Origin of the sequence: Desulfatitalea alkaliphila (genome assembly GCF_022968795.1) — a bacterium.
Classification (GTDB): domain Bacteria; phylum Desulfobacterota; class Desulfobacteria; order Desulfobacterales; family Desulfosarcinaceae; genus Desulfatitalea; species Desulfatitalea alkaliphila.
This window is the reverse complement of record NZ_JALJRB010000002.1, coordinates 142,103-160,156: the sequence shown is the minus strand read 5'-3', so window position 1 is coordinate 160,156 and position 18,054 is coordinate 142,103. Positions and strand designations below refer to the sequence as shown.

General features: G+C 64.4%; 12 protein-coding genes. 8 read left to right on the top strand and 4 right to left on the bottom strand.

Going from position 1 to position 18,054, the window contains the following annotated elements:
- The first annotated feature begins 1 nt into the window (after position 1).
- Both MRX98_RS02630 and recN read left to right on the top strand, forming a co-directional pair.
- On the top strand, positions 2-4,066 hold the full coding sequence (locus tag MRX98_RS02630; RefSeq protein ID WP_246902783.1) for a hypothetical protein: 4,065 nt from the start codon (positions 2-4) through the stop codon (positions 4,064-4,066).
- 23 nt (positions 4,067-4,089) lie between these two features.
- Complete coding sequence (gene recN, locus MRX98_RS02625; protein WP_246902782.1) at positions 4,090-5,802, top strand: DNA repair protein RecN; 1,713 nt, start codon at positions 4,090-4,092, stop codon at positions 5,800-5,802.
- A 126-nt stretch (positions 5,803-5,928) separates the two neighbouring features.
- Here recN and gltA read toward each other — a convergent pair whose 3' ends face one another.
- Genes gltA through MRX98_RS02610 form a run of 3 tightly spaced genes read right to left on the bottom strand, consistent with a single transcriptional unit; the run spans position 5,929 to position 8,450 of the window.
- Entirely contained in the window at positions 5,929-7,332 is a 1,404-nt protein-coding gene (gene gltA / locus MRX98_RS02620; RefSeq protein WP_246902781.1) for an NADPH-dependent glutamate synthase, read from the bottom strand.
- 21 nt (positions 7,333-7,353) lie between these two features.
- Positions 7,354-8,187: a sulfide/dihydroorotate dehydrogenase-like FAD/NAD-binding protein gene (locus MRX98_RS02615; RefSeq protein ID WP_246902780.1), complete on the bottom strand. Its 834-nt coding sequence runs from the start codon at positions 8,185-8,187 to the stop codon at positions 7,354-7,356.
- Between the two features lie 23 nt (positions 8,188-8,210).
- Positions 8,211-8,450, bottom strand: coding sequence for a hypothetical protein (locus MRX98_RS02610; protein WP_246902779.1), 240 nt, complete (start codon positions 8,448-8,450; stop codon positions 8,211-8,213).
- A 26-nt stretch (positions 8,451-8,476) separates the two neighbouring features.
- On the opposite strand from MRX98_RS02610, the gene MRX98_RS02605 reads away from it, so the two are divergent.
- The 4 genes from MRX98_RS02605 to thiM are packed head-to-tail and all read left to right on the top strand — an operon-like array spanning position 8,477 to position 14,995.
- Positions 8,477-10,258, top strand: a complete 1,782-nt coding sequence (locus MRX98_RS02605) for a 4Fe-4S dicluster domain-containing protein (protein WP_246902778.1) — start codon at positions 8,477-8,479, stop codon at positions 10,256-10,258.
- The gene (locus tag MRX98_RS02600; RefSeq protein WP_246902776.1) at positions 10,255-11,127 is read left to right on the top strand and encodes a CoB--CoM heterodisulfide reductase iron-sulfur subunit B family protein; all 873 of its coding nucleotides are present in this window, start codon (positions 10,255-10,257) and stop codon (positions 11,125-11,127) included. The genes MRX98_RS02605 and MRX98_RS02600 overlap by 4 nt, the downstream gene beginning before the upstream one ends.
- Positions 11,128-11,135: 8 nt before the next feature.
- Entirely contained in the window at positions 11,136-14,177 is a 3,042-nt protein-coding gene (locus MRX98_RS02595; RefSeq protein ID WP_484840246.1) for an FAD-dependent oxidoreductase, read from the top strand.
- Positions 14,177-14,995, top strand: coding sequence for a hydroxyethylthiazole kinase (gene thiM / locus MRX98_RS02590; RefSeq protein ID WP_246902773.1), 819 nt, complete (start codon positions 14,177-14,179; stop codon positions 14,993-14,995). The genes MRX98_RS02595 and thiM overlap by 1 nt, the downstream gene beginning before the upstream one ends.
- A 187-nt stretch (positions 14,996-15,182) precedes the next feature.
- Here the strand turns inward: thiM and rlmN are convergent, their stop codons facing one another.
- Positions 15,183-16,211 (bottom strand): dual-specificity RNA methyltransferase RlmN, encoded by a 1,029-nt coding sequence (rlmN, locus tag MRX98_RS02585; protein ID WP_281432160.1) that lies wholly within the window; start codon positions 16,209-16,211, stop codon positions 15,183-15,185.
- Positions 16,212-16,404: 193 nt separating this feature from the next.
- On the opposite strand from rlmN, the gene ffh reads away from it, so the two are divergent.
- The gene (gene ffh / locus MRX98_RS02580) at positions 16,405-17,736 is read left to right on the top strand and encodes a signal recognition particle protein (RefSeq protein WP_246902771.1); all 1,332 of its coding nucleotides are present in this window, start codon (positions 16,405-16,407) and stop codon (positions 17,734-17,736) included.
- Positions 17,737-17,758: 22 nt separating this feature from the next.
- Entirely contained in the window at positions 17,759-18,016 is a 258-nt protein-coding gene (gene rpsP / locus MRX98_RS02575) for a 30S ribosomal protein S16 (RefSeq protein ID WP_246902769.1), read from the top strand.
- Positions 18,017-18,054: the final 38 nt, after the last annotated feature.

Sequence of the window (18,054 nt, the reverse complement as noted above, 5' to 3'; positions counted from 1 at the left end):
CATGCAAAAAGCAATCGGCGTTGGACTGGTGCTGGTTTTGATGATTTTGGGTCAGGCCGGGCCGGCGGCGGCCACTTTGCCCGAGGGGTCTTTGCCCCCCGCGCTGTCGCCCTGGCAGTCCTGGGTGCTCCACGGGCATGAGGAGGCCCTGTGCCCCGGCGCCTACAACGACGGACAAACGGTGCGCTGCCACTGGCCCTCCCGCTTGATCCTGGATTTGTCGGAAACCGGCGGCCGGTTCGAACAGCGCTGGCGGGCGTTCGCCGACGGCTGGGCCGCCTTGCCGGGCAATGCCGGGGCTTGGCCGGAAAGCGTGGTGGTCAATGGCCGTCCCACGGCGGTGGTCGGCCGCAACGGCGCACCGGTGGTCCGTTTGAGCCCCGGCGAGCATCGCATCGAAGGGCGTTTTTTCTGGCAGCGGATGCCCGAAACCCTGGCGGTGCCGCCGGCCGCGGGATTGCTGGCCCTGACCGTCGACGGCCGGCCGGTGGCCACGCCGCTGATCGACGCCCGGCACCGGCTCTGGTTGCGCGGGGAAGGTGAAACGCCGACCCAGCCGGGGCAGGGCACTTTGCAGGTGCGGGTGTTCCGTCTGCTGGACGACACCATTCCCATGCAAGTGACCAGTGTGCTGCGACTCGAGGCGGCCGGCGCCGATCGCGAGGTGGTGCTGGACGGCGCCTTGATCCCCGGCACCCTTCCCATGGCCCTGGAGAGTTCCTTGCCGGTGCACCTGGACGGCGACGGCCGTTTGACGGTGCAGGTCCGGGCCGGGCGCTGGGAAGTGCGCGTGCAGGCCCGCATGCCGGGCCCCCTGGAACGGATCGCTGCCGGTGCGGCGCCCTTCGGCGAAGAGATCTGGTCTTTCCGGGCGCGCCACGATCTGCGCCTGGTGGAGATCGAAGGTGTGCCGGCGGTGGCCCCCGAGCAGACCGAGATGCCGTCGGATTGGCGCCGTTTTCCCGCCTATCTGGTGGTCGCCGGTACAGAGCTGCGCCTGCGGCAGATCCATCGGGGCGATCCCGATCCGCCGCCCGATCAACTCTCTTTGCAGCGCACCCTGTGGCTTGATTTCGACGGCGGCGGATTCACGGTTCAGGATGTGATCAGCGGTTCGGTCCATCGCAGGTGGCACATGGCCATGAATCCGCCCCAGAAGCTGGGGCGGGTGGCCGTGGCGGGAGAGGACCAGGTGATCACCGCCCAGGGGCCCGACGGCAAACAGGGCGTGCAGCTGCGCCACGGCCGCTTGTCGTTGACCGCCGATGCCCGTTTGCCCTGGTCCGGCGGCATCCTGCCGGCGGTGGGGTGGGACCACGATTTTCAAAGCGTCGCCGGCGTGCTGCACCTGCCGCCCGGATGGCGTCTGCTGGCGGCCGGTGGCGTGGACAAGGTGACGAGCACCTGGTTGCAAAACTGGTCCTTGCTCGATCTGTTCCTGGTGCTGATCATCGCCCTGGCGGTGCTCAAGCTGCGGGGCGGGTGGCAGGGCTTGCTGGCGCTGGCGGCCATGGCGCTGATCTACCATGAGCCGGCTGCCCCGCGCTTGGTCTGGTTGCACCTGTTGGCCGTCCTGGCGCTGTTGCCCTTGCTGCCCGCCGGCTGGTTCCGGCGCCTGGTGGCCCTTTGGGGCATCGGCGCCACGGTGGTGCTGCTGGTGACGGTCGTGCCCTTTGCCGTGGACCAGGTGCGCTGGGGGCTCTATCCCCAGTTGGCGCCCCGCGATTCGGTGGTACGGCCCTTGGCCGGCAGCGGCGCCCGGCGGGTGGAGGAGGCGGCTGTCGCCCGGACCATGATGGCCCGGGAAGCGTTGCCCGCCAAAATGGCCGAGGACCGTCGGGCCGACCTGCCGGCGGCGCCACCGGCGGAAAAGGCAGCGCCGAAACCCTACGATCCCGACGCCTTGATTCCCACCGGTCCCGGTCTGCCGGACTGGCAATGGCAATCGGTGGCCTTGGAGTGGCGCGGCCCGGTGGCCAAGGGCCAGCGCCTGCGACTCTACCTCCTTTCCCCCACGGTCAACCTGGTGCTGTGCCTGGCACGGGTACTGCTGCTGGCCGGCCTGGTCGGCCTGCTGGTGGATTGGCGCGCCGCACGGTCCTGGTTGGCCCCGCGGGCGGCCGGTAGCGCATTGATGGTGCTGGCCTGCCTCGCCGCGGCGGGACTGCCCGGCGGCACGGCGCGGGCGGCAACGACGGGCTACCCACCGCCCGAGCTGCTGGAGGAGTTGCGCCAACGGCTGTTGGCCCCGCCCGATTGTTTGCCCCACTGTGCCGATATTTCCCGCATGGAGCTGACCGCGGTGGGCGACGACCTGCAGGTGCTGCTTAAGATCAATGCCGCCGCGCGGGTGGCCGTGCCCCTGCCGGTGGCGCAGCGTGCCTGGTCCCCCGAGCAGGTGTTGTTGAACAACGCCCCCATCGAAGGGCTGGCGCGGGACGAACAGGGTCGTCTGTGGGCCCTGGTGCCCAGCGGCTTGAACACCCTGGTGCTGCAGGGCACCACCCAAGGGGAGATGGTCATCCAACTGCCCCTGCCGCTGCGACCGCGCAGCGCCTCTTATCGCGTGGAGGGGTGGCGTCTGGAAGGGATTCAACCCGATGGCCGGGTCGGCGCCACGGTGCAGCTCTCCCGCCTGACCGACACGTCTCCGCCGGACAGCGGCCGACCCGCAGGCGGCCTGCCGCCCTTCGTGCAGGTGACCCGCCATTTGCGTTTGGGTCTCACCTGGGAGGCGACCACCACCATCGCCCGCCTCACCCCCGTCGGAACGCCCATCGTCCTGACCGTGCCCTTGATACCCGGTGAGGCGGTGGTGACCGAGGGCATCGCGGTGGAAGAGGGCCAGGCGCTGATCCACATGGGGCCCGAACAGCGCGCCCTCTCCTATGCCGGCGCCCTGGAAATGGGCGACACCATCGCCTTGACCGCGCCGCGGGGGGTGCCCTGGTCCGAAACCTGGGTCTTGGATGCGGCCGCCGTCTGGGAGTGCACCTTCGAGGGGATCGCGGCCGTTCACCACCAGGACGACGGCGGCCAGTGGCAGCCCCGCTGGCAGCCGTGGCCCGGCGAATCGGTGACCATCAAGGTACGGCGGCCGCCGGCGCTGCCCGGACAAACCCGCACCATCGACAGCGTGCGCATGGTGCTGAGTCCCGGCCAGCGGTTCAGCCGGGGAACGCTGGATCTGGCGCTGCGGACCCACCGCGGTGGCCAATACACCCTGACCCTGCCCCCGGACGCCAATTTGCAGCAGGTGACGGTCAACGGTCAAACCCTGCCGGTGCGCCAGGAAGGCGACCAGGTGACGGTGCCGGTGCAACCGGACAGCCGGCGGGTCGGCGTGACCTGGCACGCATTGGCGCCCTTTGCCACGCTGTTCCGGGCGCCGGCGGTGGACGCCGGGCAAGCGGCGGTCAACGCCCACATCTCCATCGAAGTGCCGCAAAACCGGTGGATCCTGCTCACCGGCGGCCCGCGTTGGGGGCCCGCGGTGCTGTTCTGGAGTTATCTGGTAGTTATTCTGTTGCTGGCCGGCGTCCTGGGCCGCGTGGCGCCCACGCCCCTGCGCTGGTGGCAATGGGCATTGCTGGGGTTGGGGTTGACCCAGGTGCCGGTGTTCATGGCCCTGATCATCGCCGGCTGGCTGGTGGTGCTGGGGGTGCGGCAGCGCCGCGCCATGCCCGCTCACTGGCTGCCCTTCAATGCCGCCCAGGCGCTCCTGGTGCTCTGGACCGTGGCGGCCCTGGCGGCCCTTTTCGCGGCGGTCAAGGCCGGATTGCTGGGCGACCCGGCCATGCAGATCGTGGGCAACGGTTCCAGCGCCACCGTGTTGCACTGGACCCGGGACCACATCGACGGTCCGTTGCCCCGTCCCTGGGTGGTGAGCCTGCCGGTCTGGGCCTACCGTCTGCTGATGCTCGCCTGGTCCCTGTGGCTGGCCCTGGCCTTGCTGCGTTGGCTCAAGTGGGGATGGCAGTGCATCAATCAGGACGGCTTGTGGCGCAAGGTGACCCTGCGCCGTGCCGGGAAAGAACAACCCTCGGCGCCCGGTGGCGACCGTTAAGGTTCAGACGGTGACGTGACCCTATGCTGCTGGAACTCTCCATTCGCAATTTCGCCATCATTGCCGATTTGAACATCCGGTTCGGCAGGGGCCTGACCGTGCTCAGCGGTGAGACCGGCGCGGGCAAATCGATCATCATCAATGCGGTCAATCTGCTGCTGGGCAGCCGGGCTTCAGCGACCCTGATCCGCACCGGCGCCGAAAATGCGGAGTTGGAGGCGCTGTTCGAGGTGCCGCAGCAAAGCCGGGTGGCCCGGCTGATGGATGCGGCGGGTTACGATCCGGCGGAAGGGCTGCTGGTGCGGCGCATCATTTCCAACGCCGATCGGCACCGGGTTTACATCAACGGTCGCTTGGCCACCATGCAGGCCCTGGGGGAGATCACCGCCCATCTGGCCAGTATCTCCGGGCAGCATGCCCACCAGGGATTGCTCAAGGAAGAGGCGCACCTGCTGGTGCTGGATCAGTTCGGCGGTCTGATGGACGCGCGGCGGCAGTGCGGCGACCAATATGACCATCTGCTGCCCCTGATCCGGGAGGAGCAGGAATTGTTGCGCCGCCGTGAACGCCAGCACGAACAGGTGGCCCTGCTGCAGTTTCAGCAGCAGGAGCTGGCCGCCGCCCGCCCGGCGCCCGGCGAGGACGATGAACTGGAAAAGGAGCGCTTGCGCCTGAAAAACGGCACCGCTCTTTACCAGGCCCTGGAGCAGTGCATTCATGGATTGTACAGCGCCGACGGCGCCGTGGTGGAGCAGTTGGGGGCCATGGCCAAGACCTTGGGCCAAATGACACGGGTGGACGAGCGGCTGGGTGAACGGGCTGGCCAATTGGAATCGTTCATCTACCAGGTGGAGGATCTGACCGAGCGGCTGCGCGACGACCTCAAACAGGTCGATCTCGACCCCCAGCGGCTGGAGGCGGTGGAGGCGCGTCTGGACACCCTGAACAAGCTCAAGCGCAAATATGGCGGCAGCCTGGCCGCGGTTTTGGAGCGGGCCGACACCATCGCCGAGCAGTTGGCCGCCTTCGAGACCCTGGACGAGGCCATCGAGCGGGTGCGGGACGATTTGCAAAAGGGGCAACAGGCACTGTGCCGGAGCGCCGCCGAGCTTACAAAACGGCGCGGGTCGGCGGCCGAGGCCTTGGCCGGGCGGGTGGAGGCGGAGCTGGCGGATCTGAAAATGGCGGGCACCCGTTTTGCCGTGGATTTGCAGCCTTTGCCGGCGCCGCGGGAAGGGTCGCCCCATTTGCTCTGCGACGGGCGGGCGGTGACCGAAACCGGCGCCGACCGGGCCGTCTTCATGATCGCACCCAACGTGGGCGAGGATTTGAAGCCCTTGGCGGCCATCGCCTCGGGCGGCGAACTTTCACGGGTGGTGCTGGCCCTCAAGGCCATCCTGGCCCATGGCGAGGCACTGGACACGGTGGTGTTCGACGAGGTGGACGCCGGCATCGGCGGCGGAACGGCCGACGGCGTGGGGCGCAAGCTGGCCGCACTGGCGCGCCACCACCAGGTGTTGTGCATCACCCACCTGCCCCAGATCGCCCGCTACGCCGACCACCACATGCAGATCGTCAAAAAGGTGGCCAAGGGGCGCACCCACACCACCATCACCCCGCTGAACGCGGAAGAGCGCGTGGCCGAGATCGCCCGCATGCTCAGCGGCGACGCTGCCACCGCCACCACCCTGGCCCATGCCCGGGAAATGCTTGCCGAGCGGCCGGCCGCCAATTGAAACGTCGCTGAAACCGTTGCCGGTGGTGCGCCCAGGGCGTTTCGGCCCTGTGAAAAGGCGGGAAAAGCGTTGCGGGATCGTGCAGAAAAAGGGGGCTGACCCATCGGGTCGCCCCCCTGTACTTTGCTACCAGCCCCACTCCAGGTACTTGTGAATATCATCGGCCGCGCTGCGTCCGGCGCCCATGGCCAGAATCACCGTGGCGGCGCCGGTGACGATGTCGCCACCGGCCCAGACACCTTTTTTGGTGGTCTTGCCCGTCTGCGGATCGGCCAGGATGTAGCCCCACTGGTTCAGTCCCAGGTCGGGGGTGGATTGGGTCAGCAGCGGATTGGCGCCCGAACCCACGGCCACCACTACCAGATCGGCGTCCAGGGTGAACTCCGACCCCTTGACCGGTACCGGACGGCGCCGGCCGGAATCGTCGGGTTCGCCCAGTTCCATCTTGAGGCACTCCATGCCGGTCAGGCGGCCTTTGTCGTCGCCCAGGTAGCGTACCGGGTTGCTCAACAGGAACAGTTCGATGCCCTCTTCCTCGGCATGGTGGATTTCGGCCGCCCGTGCCGGCATCTCTTCCCGCGAACGGCGGTAGACGATGCGCACCGTCTCGGCGCCCAGGCGCATTGCGGTGCGGGCCGAGTCCATGGCCACGTTGCCGGCGCCCAGCACGATGACGTTTTTCCCCTTGGGAATCGGGGTGTCCACATCGGGGAACTTGTAGGCCTTCATCAAGTTGGCGCGGGTCAGGTACTCGTTGGCCGACAGGATGCCGATCAGGTTTTCGCCCGGTATGTTCATGAAACGGGGCAGGCCCGCCCCCACGCTCAGATAGATGGCGTCGTATCCCTGCTCGAACAGTTCGTCCAGGGTGACGGTGCGGCCCACCACCATGTTGCACTCCAGCTTGACGCCCTGGCGTTCCAGGAAGTTGACCTCCTGGGCCACGATGGCCTTGGGCAGGCGGAATTCGGGAATGCCGTAGGCCAGCACGCCGCCGGGTTTGTGAAACGCCTCCATGACCGTCACATCGTGGCCCTTGCGGATCAGGTCGCCGGCCACGGTCAGGCCCGAGGGGCCCGAGCCCACCACGGCGATGCGCTTGCCGGTGGATTGCGCCTGGGGCGGCAGCGCGCCGGTGCCGTGCTCGCGTTCATAGTCGGCGCAGAAACGCTCCAGGTTGCCGATGGCGATGGGTTCTCCCTTTTTGCCCAGGACGCACTCGCCCTCGCACTGGATCTCCTGGGGGCAGACCCGGCCGCAGACCGCCGGCAAGGCGTTCTGGGACCAGATGTAGCGGATGGCGCCGGTGAAATCCCCTTCGGTGACCATTCGGATGAACCCGGGGATGTCCACCTGCACCGGACAACCGGTCACGCATCCCGGTTTTTTGCATTGGATGCAGCGGGCCGCCTCTTCCTGGGCCATGGCCACCGTATAGCCCAACGGCACCTCATCGAAATTGCGCTTGCGCACCTCCGGCGGCTGTTCGGGCATGGCCACGCGGCCGGCCTTTTCCTTGTTCTTTGCCATGATCTTTCCTCCTTTATAACTTCACGCCCCGACCAGTCGGCAGTGCGAATCGTAACACGCTTTCTCTTCTTCCATGTAAGCCCGCAAGCGGGTCTGCAGCTCGTCGAAATTGACCTGGTGGCCGTCGAACTCCGGGCCGTCCACGCAGGCGAACTTGGTTTTGTCGCCCACCGTCACCCGGCAGCCGCCGCACATGCCCGTGCCGTCGATCATGATCGGGTTGAGGCTCACCAGGGTGGGCACATCGTATTGCTTGGTGATGGCGCACACCGCCTTCATCATGGGCACCGGCCCGATGGCCACGGCCTGATCCACCTTCTCTTTGTCCAGAACCGCCTTGACCACATCGGTCACGAAACCGTGATGGCCGTAGGAGCCGTCGTCGGTGCAGACCCGCAGGTCATTGGAGGCGGCCTTCATCTTGTCCTCCAGGATCAGCAGATCCTTGCTGCGCGCGCCGATGATGCAGGTGACGTCGTTGCCGGCCTCCTTGAAGGCCCGCGTGATGGGGTGCAGCACGGCCACGCCGGTGCCGCCGCCCACGCAGAGCACCTTGCCGACCTTTTCCACATGGGTGGGTTTGCCCAAGGGGCCGATCACGTCCTGGTAGGCATCGCCCACCTGCAGGTCGCGAAACACGGCGGTGGATTTGCCCACTACCATGTAGATGATGGTGATGGTGCCTTTGGCGGCATCGGTTTCCGCCATGGTCAACGGGATGCGCTCTCCCTCTTCGTTGGCCTTGAGAATCACGAACTGTCCGGGTTGGGCCTTGCGGGCGATCAGGGGCGCTTCGATCTCGTTCAGAATCACCGTGCCCTGCGCCATTTCCTCCCGTTTTACGATGGTAAACATAACACCTCCTTGCAAGAGAATGGTCATTCGATGTCCATACTGCTTTCGGTAACAAAAGGAAAGGGGCGGGCCGAAAATTTGTCTTTAACAGGTGTTAAAGCAATTTCGGCGCGGCTTTGCCGGAAGTATGGCGTGTTGCGGGGCGGGTGACAAAGGTCTTGATTTTCGTTGGTTGAAGGGCTAAGGCTTGCGGTTACCTTGTAATCGACCCGGAACCATGAACTGGTGCGTTCGGTAAACCACAATAAGGGGCCGACGCCCATCGGGGGTGCCGCAGGAGGCTGTTTCCATGTTCTTTACCGTCGCCTTGTATACGTCCTTGGCCATTTTCGCCATCGGCATGTTGTACAAGATCACCACTTGGTTCACCCGCAAGGTGGGTTTCCGGGGCCGGCAGTTCACCGCCTGGCAGCGGTTCAGCGCCTTTTTGCGGGGTTTGGTCGGCGTGTTGTTCAGCGCCAAGTTGTTCGCCCTCATACGCGCCTTGATTCTGGATGTCCTGCTGCACGCGCGGATTTTCAAGGAGGACCGCCTGCGCTGGAGCATGCACATGCTGATCTTCAGCGGGTTCATGATGCTGTTTTTCATGCACGCCATGGAAAAGCACATCACCATGAACCTGTTTCCCCACTACTACTCCACCCTCAACCCCTTTCTCTTTCTGCGCAACCTTTTCGGGTTGATGGTGATTGTCGGCGTGGGTATCGCCATTTACCGCCGCTTCATTATCAAGGTGCCCCGTTTGATGAGCGGTTTCATGGACAAGACCACCATCGTGATCGTGGGGGTGATCATCCTGTCCGGCTTCCTGCTGGAAGGGGCCAAGATGAGCTCCCACACGGAGTTCACCTACATGGTGGAGGATTACGCCGCGATCTGGGACGACGAAGAGCTGGAGGCCCTGGAGAGTTACTGGGTCCAGAAGTTCGGCACCGTCTCGCCCACCCTCAAGCGCCCATTTGCGCCCGAGGTGTTGGAGATGGGATATGAATCCCATCTGGCCAACTGCGCCGATTGCCACTCGCCCAACAAGACGGCCTTCGTGAGCTACGCCACGGCCAAGGCCATCGCGCCGGTGGCCCTGTTCCTGGACCGGGTCAACGCGGTGGGCATCTTATGGTATGTGCATATCCTCGCCTGTTTCATCGGGCTGGCCTATCTGCCCTTCAGCAAGATGCTCCACATGTTCAGCAGCACGCTGACCTTGCTGGCCAATGCGGTGATGGACCCCGAACACTCCCTGCCGGCCAATATCGCCACGCGCCAGGTGCTGGAACTGGATGCCTGCACCCGCTGCGGCACTTGCAACCTGCGCTGCTCCGTCTCGGTGGCCTTCGAGGCCAAGGGCAACCGGCTGGTGCTGCCGGCGCAAAAGCTCGCCTTCCTGCGGGAGTATGTCCGCGGAGGGGGCCTGTCACGGGAGGACCTGCGGGCGGTGCATGAAGGGTTTTATCTGTGCACCAATTGCGACCGCTGCACCGTGGTGTGCCCGGCGGGCATCAACCTGCGCGAATTGTGGCTCAGCGTGCGGGAGCCCCTGCTGGCCACCGAGGGCCCCACCTTTCATACCTTGTCGCCCTTTTCCCTGTTCCGTGGCCTCAACCGCCACCGGCTGCCGGCCGAAGGGTATGAGCGGCCGGTGAACGAAGCCCTGGAAACCATGGCGGCCAAATTTCCGCTGGTGCGCGACACGGCGGCGGAGATCGCCGTGTCGCCCATTGATACGGCATTCAAGGCGGGGACCGGCAATGCGGCCGATCGGACCGACACCTTCGTCAACTGTTTCGCTTGCGAGAATTGCACCACCGTCTGTCCCGTGGTGCAGGCCTTCGACGATCCCCAGGCGGCGGTCGGGCTGCTGCCCCATCAGATCATGCGCTCCCTGGGGTTGGGCCTCAAGGATCTGGCCCTGGGCGCGCCCATGCTCTGGAATTGCCTGACCTGTTACCAGTGCCAGGAGCACTGTCCCCAAGGGGTCAAGGTGACCGATGTGCTCTATGAACTCAAAAACCAAGCGGTGCGGGAAGCGTCCTGTGTTAACAACAACGACGGACTGCGGGTGAACGAATGAAATTTGCGCTTTTTATAGGATGTAACATACCGGCACGGGTGCCCCATTTCGAACGGGCCGCCCGGGTGGTGTTGGCGGAGCTCCAGGTGGATCTGGTGGATGTCCGCCGTTTCAATTGCTGCGGCTACCCGCTGCGCAACATCGATATGCAGACCGCCCTGCTTTTTGCGGCCCGTAACCTGGCTTTGGCCGAAGCGGAAGGGGTCGATTTGCTGACCCTGTGCCAGTGCTGCTACGGCACCTTGAAAAAGGCCGCCCATCAACTGGCCAACGACGCGGCCGCCAAGGCCGAGGCCAACCGCTTCCTTGCCCGCAGGGGGCTCGCCTATGAAGGCAAGAGCGAGGTCAAGCACCTGCTTTCCTTGCTGCACAAGGACATCGGCACGGCGGCCATCAAGGAGCGGGTGAAGGCGCCCTTCAAGAATTTGAAGATCGCCGCCCATTACGGCTGCCATGTGCTGCGGCCCAGCGACGTGATGCAGTTCGACGATCCGGTGGCGCCGCGGGTATTGGATGACCTGGTGGCCCTGACCGGGGCCAAGAGTGTCGACTGGTCGCAAAAGCTGGAATGTTGCGGCGCCCCGCTGATGGGGGTCAACGACGCTTTGTCCAAAAAGCTGACGGCCGGCAAGTTGGCCGATGCCAAGGCCGCCGGCGCCGATTACCTGAGCGTGGCCTGCCCCTGGTGCCAGATCCAATTCGATACGGTACAGCAGCAGATGGAGCGCGAAGGGCTGAGCGATGTGGATCTGCCTTCCATCCTCTATCCGCAACTGCTGGGGTTGGCCATGGGGTTGTCCGAGAAGGCGTTGGGATTGGCCGAGAATAAAAAAGAGATACGCGGTGTGAATGCGTTCATTGCCCAATAGGTGAAATGATGTCAGAGAAAATCGGATCCATAATGGTCGTCGGCGGCGGGATCGCCGGAATGCAGGCCGCCCTGGACGCCGCCGATTCAGGGTATTACGTCTATCTGGTGGAACGCGGGACCTCCATCGGCGGGATCATGTCCCAGCTGGACAAGACGTTCCCCACCAACGACTGCGCGCTTTGAATTATCTCTCCCAAACTGGTCGAGGTCGGCCGGCATCAAAATGTTGAGTTGTTGACCCTGGCGGAAGTCCAGGGGATTTCGGGAGAAGCGGGCAATTTTCAGGTCCGGATCAAGCAGCATCCACGTTTTGTGGACTTGGACAAGTGCATCGCCTGCGGCTTGTGCGCCGAAAAGTGCCCCAAGAAAGTGGTGGATACCTACAACGGCGGGCTGCAAAAGCGCAAGGCGATCTATGTGCGTTACGCCCAGGCGGTGCCGCTCAAGTACGCCATCGACCAGGAGCAGTGCATCTATCTGCAGAAGGGCAAGTGCGGCAACTGCGCAAAGGTGTGCCCCACCGGGGCGATTGTGTACGACGACAAGGAAAAAGAGCTGATCTTGAACGTGGGTTCGGTGGTGATGGCCGCTGGTTGCGAAACCTACGATCCGGCCACTCACGATGTGTACGGTTACCAGCGCTCGCCCAATGTGGTCACCAGCCTGGAGTTCGAACGCATTCTGTCCGCCTCGGGCCCCTACGGCGGCCATCTCGTAAGGCCGTCGGACAAGAAGGAGCCCAAAAAGATCGCCTGGCTGCAATGTGTCGGTTCCCGCGACGTGCACATCGGCGCCCGTGGCTACTGCTCTTCGGTGTGCTGCACCTATGCCATCAAAGAGGCCATGCTGGCCAAGGAGCACAGCCACGAGCCGCTGGATACGGCCATTTTCTACATGGACATTCGCACCCACGGCAAGGACTTCGAACGGTATTACAACCGGGGCCGGGACGCCTCCGGCGTTCGCTTCGTCAAGTCCCGCATCACCAACGTGGTGCCCGATGCCGATGGCAATCTGCTGCTGCGTTACGTGGATGCGTCCGGCCGGCGGGTTGAAGAGGCCTTCGACATCGTGGTGCTTTCCGTGGGACTGGGCATCGGCGCCGAGGCGCGCGCCCTGACCCAACGGTTGGGCATCGCGGTCGATGCTTACGGTTTCGCCCGCACGCCCGGCTTCGATCCGGTGCGCACCTCGGTACCGGGGATCTACGTCTGTGGCGCCTTGGAAGCGCCCATGGACATTCCCTCTTCGGTGGTGGAGTCCTCGGCAGCCGCCGGCGCCGCCGGCAGTGGATTGGTGGAGGCCCGCTGGAGCCGCACCTTGACCAAGGAAGCGCCGCTGGAAACCGACATTCGCGGCGAAGCGCCCCGCATCGGGGTGTTCATCTGCCGTTGCGGCACCAACATCGCCTCGGTGGTGGATGTGCCCCAGGTCGTTGAATACGCCCGCACGCTGCCTTACGTGGCCCATGCCGAAGAGAGCATGTTCTCCTGCAGCCAGGACACCCAGGAGGCGATGGCCAAGGTGATCCGCGAAAAGCGGCTCAACCGGGTGGTGGTCTCGGCCTGCACTCCCAAGACCCACGAGCCCCTTTTCCAGGAAACGGTGACCAGCGCCGGCATCAACAAATACCTTTTCGAGATGGCCAACATCCGCAACCAGTGTTCCTGGGTGCACAACCAGACAAAGGAAGAGGCCACCACCAAGGCCAAGGACCTGACCCGCATGGCGGTGGCCAAGGTGGCCCTGTTGCAACCGCTCGAGGAGCCGGAGCTCTCCATCGATCCCAGGGCCCTGATCGTCGGCGGCGGCGTGGCCGGCATGGCGACCGCCCTGGCCCTGTCGGCCCAAGGCTATGAGAGCTACCTGGTGGAGCAGACCGACCGCCTGGGCGGCCAAGCCCTCAACCTGCACCGGACCTGGGATGGTGGCGACGTGCAGGCCCATGTGCACGAGATGGTGCAACAGGTGGCCGCCGACCACAAGATCGAGGTGCGCCTCAATGCCCGCATCACCCATGTGGACGGCTTCGTGGGCAACTTCAAGACCACCATCGACCGTCAAGGGGAGCAGGAGGTGCTGGACCACGGCGTGACCGTCATCGCCTCGGGCGCCTCGGAGTTCAAACCCGAGGGACTGCACGCCTACGGCCGGGATCCCCGGGTGTTGACCGCCCTGGAACTGGACCGGCGGTTGATCGCGGGCGATGAGACCCTGCCGGCCTGCAAGAGTGCCATGTTCATTCAGTGCGTGGGTTCGCGCAACGAAACCCGCCCCTACTGTTCCAAGGTGTGCTGCACCCACTCCATCAAGAGCGCCCTGGCCCTCAAAGCCCTGCGTCCGGAGATGGATGTGATGGTGCTCTATAGGGACATGCGCAGCTATGGCTTGCGCGAGGATCTCTACCGCGAGGCGCGGCAGGCGGGGGTGGTGTTCATCAAATACGACGAGGCCGTCGGCCTGGAGGTGCAACCCGAAGGCGAGGACCTGGCGGTGCGCTTCACCGACACCGCCCTGCGCCGCAAGATGGTGGCGCGGCCCGACCTGCTGGTGCTGGCCACCGCCATCGTCCCGCCGGCGGACAACCCGGTGGCCCAGATGTACAAGGCCACCCTCAACGACGACGGCTTCTACATGGAGGCCCACGTCAAATTGCGCCCCGTGGATTGCGCCACCGACGGTGTGTTCATCTGCGGCCTGGCCCATGCGCCCAAACCGTTGGACGAGTCCATCACCCAGGCCCAGGCGGCGGCCACCCGGGCGGTCACCCTGCTGGCCAAGCAGACCATCCGCATGGCGGGCACCGTGGCCGAAACCCGTCCGGCCGACTGCAGCGCCTGCGGGGTGTGCGTGGCCATCTGCCCCTACTCGGCGCCCAGTTTCATCGAGAAAGGCCCTTTCACCGGCAAGGCGCAAATCAACCCCGTGCTGTGCAAGGGGTGCGGCCTCTGCGTGGCCTCCTGCCGCAGCGGCGCCATCCGCTTGAAGGGTTTCGACAACGACCAGATCTTCGCCCAGATCTTCGCCCTCAACGAAGAGGTCGGCTGATGGAAATGGCGGCCTATACCGTCGATGCGCTGGCGCAACTGCGCGACCGGGCGCCCCTGGTGCACAACATCACCAACTTCGTGGTGATGGAGACCACGGCCAACATCCTGCTGGCCGCCGGGGCCTCGCCGGTGATGGCCCACTGCCGCGCCGAGGTGGAGGAGATGGTCGCCCTGGCCGGCGCCCTGGTGCTCAACATCGGCACCTTGCAGGAGGATTGGGTGGAAGCCATGTGCGTGGCCGGCGAGAAGGCCAATGCCCTGGGCAAGCCGGTGATCCTGGATCCGGTGGGCGCCGGCGCCACCACCCTGCGCACCCGCGCCGTGCGTACCATCATGGCGCGCTGCCGCATCGCGGTCCTGCGCGGCAACGCCTCGGAAGTGCTCTCCCTGGTGTCCGCAGATGTGCGCACCAAGGGGGTGGACAGCAGCCTGGCGTTGTCCGATGACGGTGTGGCGGCCGTTAAGGCCCTGGCCCTGGAGGCCGGCTGCATCGTGGCGGTGTCGGGGGCCGAGGATTGCATCACCGATGGAGGTCAAGTGTACCGCGTGGCCAACGGCCAACCGCTGATGACCAAGGTCACGGGCATCGGCTGCGGCCTGAGCGCCATCACCGCCGCTTTTTGCGCCGTGGCCGGACCCGGCGCCGGCGACCATTTGGCCGCCGCCACCGCGGCCTTCGCCTACTACGGCATCTGCGGCGACCGGGCCATTCAAACCAGCGACAAGCCCGGTACCTTTTTCCCCGTATTTCTCGACCGCCTCTACGACACCGGCCCCGAAACGATTCGGGCGATGCTCAAGGTGCGCGCCGCCTGAGCTGACCGGCCTTCAAAAGCAATGCGGTTATGCACAAAGCCCGTCTATGATTGGAAGCGGGGCGAAAGCAGCATCGGGATCGGGATCGAAATCGGGAGCGAAATCGATTCAGTTCAGATTTGCGCCCCGGTTCGACGCGATTTCGATAGCGATCCCGATTTCGATTTCGATTTGAAATTGATTTGATTCAAACGGCTTGTTCGCGCGCCGCCACCCGCAACTGGCCGCAGGCCGCCATAATGTCCAGCCCCTTGCTGTAGCGCACCACGCTGGTGAAGTGTTTGTCGATGAGCAGGCTCTGGAATGCCTGGATGCGCGCCTCCGAGGGTCTTTCGAAGGGGCTGCCGGGGTGGGGGTTGAAAGGGATCAGGTTGATCTTGGCCTTCAGGGGACCCAGCAAACGGGCCAGGGCGCGGGCATGGTCCGGGGTGTCGTTGAGATTGTTGAACAGGATGTACTCGAAGGTGATCTTGCGGCCCTTGGGCAAGGGGTAGTGGCGGCAGGCGTCCAGCAGTTGCGCCAGGGGATATGTTCGGTTGACGGGCATCAGCCGGCTGCGGGCCGTATCGTCCACTTCGTTGAGGGAGACGGCCAGGTTGACCCGCGTGTCGCGGCCCAGATCCAGGATGCGCGGCACGATGCCGGCGGTGGAGACGGTCACTCGCCGGGAGGCGAATTTCATGCCCCAATCGCTGTCGGTCAACACCGTGATGGCCTGCACCAGCGCATCGTAATTGGCCAGGGGTTCGCCCATGCCCATGAAAACCAGGTTGGTCAGCCGGGCCGGATCGGCCATCTGCTTGCGCACCTCCCACACCTGGCCGATGATCTCGGCGGGGGTCAGGTTGCGTACCAGGCCGCCCTGCCCGGTCAAGCAGAAGCGGCAGCCCAGGGCACAGCCCACCTGGCTGGAGACGCAGAGGGTGTCGTGGCTGCGCTCGGGCATCAGCACGCTCTCGATGGTCTGGCCGTCGGCCAGGCGGAACAGGAATTTGCGCGTGCCGTCAACGGCCGTGCGCACCTGGTCCACCGCCAAGCGCCCGATGGTGAAGTGGCGGGCCAGCAAAATGCGGAAATCCTTGCTCAAATCGGTCATCTGGTCGAAGTCGTCGGCCAGGCGCAGATAGAGCCATTTGAGCATCTGATCCGCTCGAAAAGGCCGCTCGCCTTGGCTTTCCAGCCAGGCCAGCAACGCTTCGCGGTCCATGTTTTTCAAGTCTGCAACCATTGTCACGACCTGCGCCGATTCTTTGTTGCTCCTGCACCGGGTTGGTGCTATAGCACGGCGGCTGGGTGATGGTTTGTGATCCGGACGGCAACATTGTTGTTGCCGTTTCGTTTTGCTTGACTTATCATTTATCTCAGTTTATTTTCAAGGTTTTATTACTACAGCCGACGACGGGCAAGCGATGTTCGAGAGCCTGAGCGAAAAACTGGACGGGGTCTTCAAACGCCTCAAGGGACACGGTACCCTGACGGAAAAAAACATTTCCGACGGGTTGCGTGAGGTGCGCCTGGCCCTGCTGGAGGCGGACGTCCATTTCAAGGTGGCCAAACAGTTCATCGCCGACGTCAAGGAGCGTTCCCTGGGCCAGGAGGTGATGCGCAGCCTGACCCCCGGCCAGCAGGTGGTCAAGATCGTCAACGAGACGTTGACCGATCTGATGGGCGGCGCCCACGAGGCCCTCGACCTGTCCGGCACTCACCCGGTGCCCATCATGCTGGTGGGGCTGCAAGGTTCCGGTAAAACCACCACCGCCGGCAAGCTGGCCTTGAAGTTGCGCAAGGAGGGCCGCAAGCCCTATCTGGTGCCGGCCGACGTTTACCGGCCGGCAGCCATCGATCAGCTCAAGAAAGTGGGCGCCCAGATCGATGTGCCGGTGTTCGAATCGCGCACCGACATGGACCCGGTGGATATTTGCCGGCAGGCGCGGGTGGCGGCCCACAAGGCGGGTTGTGACACCGTCTTGCTGGATACCGCCGGTCGATTGCACATCGACGAGACCTTGATGGCGGAACTTCAGGCGATCCGCGAAGCGCTCCAGCCCGCCGATGTGCTGCTGGTGGCCGATGCCATGACCGGTCAGGATGCGGTCAACATGGCCAAGGCCTTCGACGATGCGTTGCATATCGGCGGCGTGGTGCTCAGCAAGATGGACGGCGATGCCCGCGGCGGTGCGGCCCTCTCCATCCGGTCCATCACCGGCAAGCCCATCAAGTTCATCGGCGTGGGGGAGAAGCTGGCGGACCTGGAGGCGTTCCACCCGGACCGCATGGCCTCCCGCATTCTCGGCATGGGCGATGTGCTGACCATGATCGAGAAGGCCCAGGCCGTGGTGGACACGGAACAGGCCGCCGCCCTGGAAAAGAAGTTGCGCAAGAACCAGTTCACCTTGGAGGATTTTCGGGATCAACTGGTGCAAGTGCGCAAGATGGGTTCGCTGACCGACCTGATCGGCATGATTCCCGGCATGGGCAAGCACAAGCAGATGAAGAACCTGGATGTGGACGAGTCGGAGCTGGTGCGGATCGAAGCGATCATCAACTCCATGACCCCCCAGGAGCGCTACCAATACAACATTATCAACGGCAGTCGGCGACGGCGCATCGCCAAGGGCAGCGGCACCACGGTGCAGGATGTGAACCGATTGCTGAAAAACTATACCCAGATTATGAAAATGATGAAGAAAATCAATAAGGGCGGCATGCGCGGACTGGGGCGCGGCATGTTGCCTTTTTGAGACAAAAGGAGAATGTCCGAAAATGGCAGTGAAGATCCGATTGGCCCGGCACGGCGCCAAAAAACGACCCTATTACCGCATTGTGGTGGCAGACAGTGAAAGTCCGCGTGACGGACGATTTCTCGAGAAGGTGGGAACGTACAACCCGCTGCTGGATCCAGCTGAAGTGACTCTGAATACTGATCGGGTGCAATACTGGTTGCAACAGGGTGCCACACCTACGGACACCGTGAAGAACCTGCTGAAGAAGCAAGGCGTCTTCGCCCAGCCCGCGCAGTAGGCAACGCACCGCCATGTGAGCATCGCCGATCCGGGGAG

Coding starts and splice junctions, on each gene's coding strand:
- recN (WP_246902782.1), top strand. CDS start 4,090: ATGCTGCTGGAACTCTCCATTCGCAATTTCGCCATCATTGCCGATTTG.
- MRX98_RS02630 (WP_246902783.1), top strand. CDS start 2: ATGCAAAAAGCAATCGGCGTTGGACTGGTGCTGGTTTTGATGATTTTG.
- rpsP (WP_246902769.1), top strand. CDS start 17,759: ATGGCAGTGAAGATCCGATTGGCCCGGCACGGCGCCAAAAAACGACCC.
- thiM (WP_246902773.1), top strand. CDS start 14,177: ATGGAAATGGCGGCCTATACCGTCGATGCGCTGGCGCAACTGCGCGAC.
- MRX98_RS02605 (WP_246902778.1), top strand. CDS start 8,477: ATGTTCTTTACCGTCGCCTTGTATACGTCCTTGGCCATTTTCGCCATC.
- MRX98_RS02615 (WP_246902780.1), bottom strand. CDS start 8,187: ATGTTTACCATCGTAAAACGGGAGGAAATGGCGCAGGGCACGGTGATT.
- MRX98_RS02610 (WP_246902779.1), bottom strand. CDS start 8,450: ATGGGCGTCGGCCCCTTATTGTGGTTTACCGAACGCACCAGTTCATGG.
- MRX98_RS02600 (WP_246902776.1), top strand. CDS start 10,255: ATGAAATTTGCGCTTTTTATAGGATGTAACATACCGGCACGGGTGCCC.
- ffh (WP_246902771.1), top strand. CDS start 16,405: ATGTTCGAGAGCCTGAGCGAAAAACTGGACGGGGTCTTCAAACGCCTC.
- gltA (WP_246902781.1), bottom strand. CDS start 7,332: ATGGCAAAGAACAAGGAAAAGGCCGGCCGCGTGGCCATGCCCGAACAG.